The following is a 3,673-nucleotide window of genomic DNA, read 5'->3' as shown; positions in this document are numbered from 1 at the left end:
CCAAACAAAATTGCTTTAGCTGCTTGTTTAATATCGGCTTTTTCGGTGATAATCGCTGGCGATTTACCCCCTAGCTCTAATGTCACTGGGGTTAAATTTGCACTGGCAGCGGCCATAACCCGCTTCCCCACAGCAATAGAGCCGGTAAAAAATAAGTGTGCAAAAGGTAATGACGAGAATTCACTGGCAACCTCACTGTCTCCTTGCACCACATGGCAATGCTGTTGTAGTTCGCCGCTAAAGAGCTTTTCAAGCACCGCATTAGTGTGCGGGGTAAACTCACTGAGCTTTAACATAGCGCGATTACCTGCTGCTAATGCGGTTATCACGGGCACGATTGCTAACTGGATAGGGTAATTCCACGGCGCAATAATTCCCACTACGCCTTTGGGCTGATAGATAACACTTATCTTAGAGGGCCATAAACTCAAGCCCACCGAACGTTTACTTGGCTTTGACCAACTCGGCAGTTTTTTTATGGTATGCGCTAACGCTTGCATAGTAGGTAGCAAATCGCCCACTAAGGTATCAAATGCGGTTCTGTAACCAAAGTCTTTAGACACCGCCGCTGTTAACTCATCTTCTAACTCCACTAAACGGCCACGTAATTGTTTTAACACACTAATACGCGTGTTAATGGCTAAATACGGGTGTGCAACAAAATGCTGTTGTAACTGGGTAAATTGCGTAGTTAATAAAGACGGTTCGGGTGTCTGGTTAGGCAAAATAAATCACTCGCTGTGTAACGGTAAGGCAAACTATAACCTTGTTCTGTTTTACGAGCAATAAAGAGTAACTTAACATCGAAAACAAGGGTTTTAATGCTAAGTTACTCTGCATGGTGGTTGGGAACTTACTTAACGATTAATTTTAAAAACCAAAAACGTGCGCGGCTATGGTCATGGTGACTAAGGTAATTAATACAATAGCCACTATATTAAGCACAAAGCCGGCACGGATCATATCGCGCATTTGTATCTGCCCTGAGCCAAATACAATTGCGTTGGGCGGGGTTGCCACAGGCATCATAAATGCACAACTACAGGCAATAGCCGCAGGAATAACCCATACTAACGGTGAGCCAGCAATCGACTCGGCCACCGGCCCTAGTAACGGTAAAAAGCCTGCTGCCGTTGCGGTATTACTGGTGATCTCGGTTAAAAAGGTGATCAAGGCCACCACCACTAAAATGCTCAACACTAAGGGGATTGCACTGGCACCTTGGATCATTTGCGCAATATATTCAGCCAAACCCGAAGACTTAATTTGTGCAGCCAATGTTAAGCCACCGCCAAATAATAATAACACGCCCCATGGCACTCTAGCGGCGCTTTCCCAGTCGAGTATGCGCTCGTGGCTGCCATTGTTAGCCGGTAACACAAATAATAATAAGGCGGCGGCAATCGCGATGGTAGTGTCAGAAATACTTAGCCCACTGATCTCCCCCAATAACGGCCTAAATATCCAACACACGGCAGCCAGCACAAATACAAACAACACGCCTTTTTCAGCACGTTGCATGGTTCCTAATGCGTGTAATTGTTGAGTAAATACCGTTTTGGTATCCACTTTTTGGCTCGTTTTATTGCTTGCATCGACTTTATAAGCAAACTTTGTCAGCCAGATCCAGCTAATCACTAACATGCTAACGGCAAGCGGCACGCCCACTTTCATCCATTGCGCAAAGCCAATTTCTATTTGGTAGCTGTCTGACAAATAGGCGGCCATTAATGCATTAGGGGGGGTACCAATCAGCGTTGCAATGCCGCCAATACTGGCGCCATAAGCAATAGACAATAAGAGTGCTTTACCAAAGCCGTCATTACTTGGATCTGACTGCTTCACTAAATGCGTAATAGACAGTGCAATCGGCAGCATCATTACTGCGGTGGCGGTATTTGACATCCACATAGATAAAAACGCGGTCACTAACATCATCGCTAAAATTTGTAAGCTTGGCTTAGTACCCGCATACAGCATAGTGCTTAGCGCTATACGTTTATGTAATCCCCAGCGCTCCATGGCGATAGAAATTAAAAAGCCGCCTAAAAATAAAAATATGAGCGGGTGAGCATACGGTGCAGCTACACTTTTCATTCCCGCTATATTTGCTAAAGGCGATATCACTAACGGTAGTAGCGCTGTTGCTGGAATAGGCACTACTTCGCTGACCCACCACGACGCCATCCAAAAGGCTAAGCCTGCGGTTTTAAATGCGGCGCTGGACATGCCTGAAGGTGGATCGAGCAAACACGTCAGTAACATTACGCTTGGCCCAAGCAACAGTAAAAACCAGTGTTTAAATTGATTTTTTTCGGTGTCATTTTGTAAAGTTTGTTGTGTCATCATTACACCTTAAAATTTATACCTAAGACCCAGCGCTAAGCTGCTATCGTCATCATCTTTAAGCTCTAAATCGGTATACAGCAAGTAAGCCGTAGTTTGTTTGTCAAATAGGTAATCTACCCCAGTACTCCACTGCGTCGCCTCTGTTTTTTGACGTAGAGCAGAATCGTCTTTAGCAAACTGTAATTTAGGTACCCACTTATCCATAGTGTAGCTGGCACTAAGCACATAGCCATTACCCGATTTAGTGCCATCAATGGATTCTGAATGCTGATACAAGGCGCCCAGTTTTAATTGCGCAAATTTGTACACCCCAGTGATACGACTTGCTTTAATATTATTCAATGAGTCAACATGGCTCAGCGACAGGTAATAAGCGGTATTGTTTAAATTACGATCGCCGTAAATAATTGTCGCTGCAAAACCTGCCTGATTGTCTTTATTATCGTCTTTGGGGGCGTAGGTAAATGAAAACTGAGTGTTATGCCAATAATTAGAGGTGTAGGTAATGGTGTCACCCAAACGGTCTTGCCCTGCGATCACCTGTGCTATATCGGCTTGTGTTTCATTAAAGCCATCTAACTTACCTTCTGAATATTTAAAGCGGCTGTCGTTACGTCCCACAACCACTTCACCAAATGCGCCTTTTAAACCTAAATAAGTATTGCGCGCAGCAAATGGGTCGTTGGTATCGTCGTGTTCAAAGCCTTTTACTTGCACTTCGTATTTAAACACTGCAGTAAAATACTCATTCAGTGTGTGTTGCCCTTTAATGCCAATACGCGAAAACGGCGCGTCAATTTGCGTGCCTTCATCGGCGTAACGCATTACACCGGTATCGGTTTTAGCAATTTGCACTTCCGCTTTACCATACACGCTATATTCAGCGGCTACGCTCACTGTGGGTAAACACACAGCTGCACACAGCGCACTGTATTTAAACAGGGTTTTATTCATGTTGTTGTCCTAATTATTATAATTTACTTATTGTTGTGCACACTAATAGCAAAATAATGGCCAACTATAAAATAACCTATATTATCAGTAGTTTATTATAATTTTAGGATTCTGCAATGGCTTAAGTGTGCGGGTTTCCACACACTCAATAAGGAAGGTGTTACTGATACCACACACTCGCGTGCGTGGTTTTAGGCAAAGCAGCGGGCACACCAGCGGTTACGGGGTGCGCTGAATGAGCTGTTAGTCAGTAAACATATCGCGATTTAATTGGTATTTGTGCATTTTATCGTAAAGCGTTTTGCGGGCAATTTGCAGTGTGGCCATGGTGTTTTTAATACTGCCCTGGTTGCGCTGCAGTGCTTCTTCT

4 protein-coding genes are annotated in these 3,673 nt (G+C 44.2%); all 4 read right to left on the bottom strand.

Going from position 1 to position 3,673, the window contains the following annotated elements:
* A partial coding sequence (locus ABYB02_RS15560; RefSeq protein ID WP_372763310.1) for an aldehyde dehydrogenase family protein occupies positions 1-725 on the bottom strand: 725 nt, incomplete at its 3' end.
* A gap of 145 nt (positions 726-870) precedes the next feature.
* Positions 871-2,346, bottom strand: coding sequence for an SLC13 family permease (locus ABYB02_RS15555; RefSeq protein ID WP_372763309.1), 1,476 nt, complete (start codon positions 2,344-2,346; stop codon positions 871-873).
* Positions 2,347-2,355: 9 nt separating this feature from the next.
* Positions 2,356-3,303: a porin gene (locus ABYB02_RS15550; RefSeq protein ID WP_372763308.1), complete on the bottom strand. Its 948-nt coding sequence runs from the start codon at positions 3,301-3,303 to the stop codon at positions 2,356-2,358.
* A gap of 243 nt (positions 3,304-3,546) precedes the next feature.
* A partial coding sequence (locus ABYB02_RS15545; protein WP_372763311.1) for a helix-turn-helix domain-containing protein occupies positions 3,547-3,673 on the bottom strand: 127 nt, incomplete at its 5' end.

Origin of the sequence: Pseudoalteromonas sp. (assembly GCF_041613455.1) — a bacterium.
Classification (GTDB): Bacteria; Pseudomonadota; Gammaproteobacteria; order Enterobacterales; family Alteromonadaceae; genus Pseudoalteromonas.
The sequence above is the reverse complement of the archived record's forward strand: the minus strand, read 5'-3'. Positions and strand labels throughout refer to the sequence as shown.

What these genes read in the sequence shown, in the direction of transcription:
- ABYB02_RS15550 (WP_372763308.1), bottom strand. Translation starts at nt 3,303, where the DNA reads ATGAATAAAACCCTGTTTAAATACAGTGCGCTGTGTGCAGCTGTGTGT.
- ABYB02_RS15555 (WP_372763309.1), bottom strand. Translation starts at nt 2,346, where the DNA reads ATGACACAACAAACTTTACAAAATGACACCGAAAAAAATCAATTTAAA.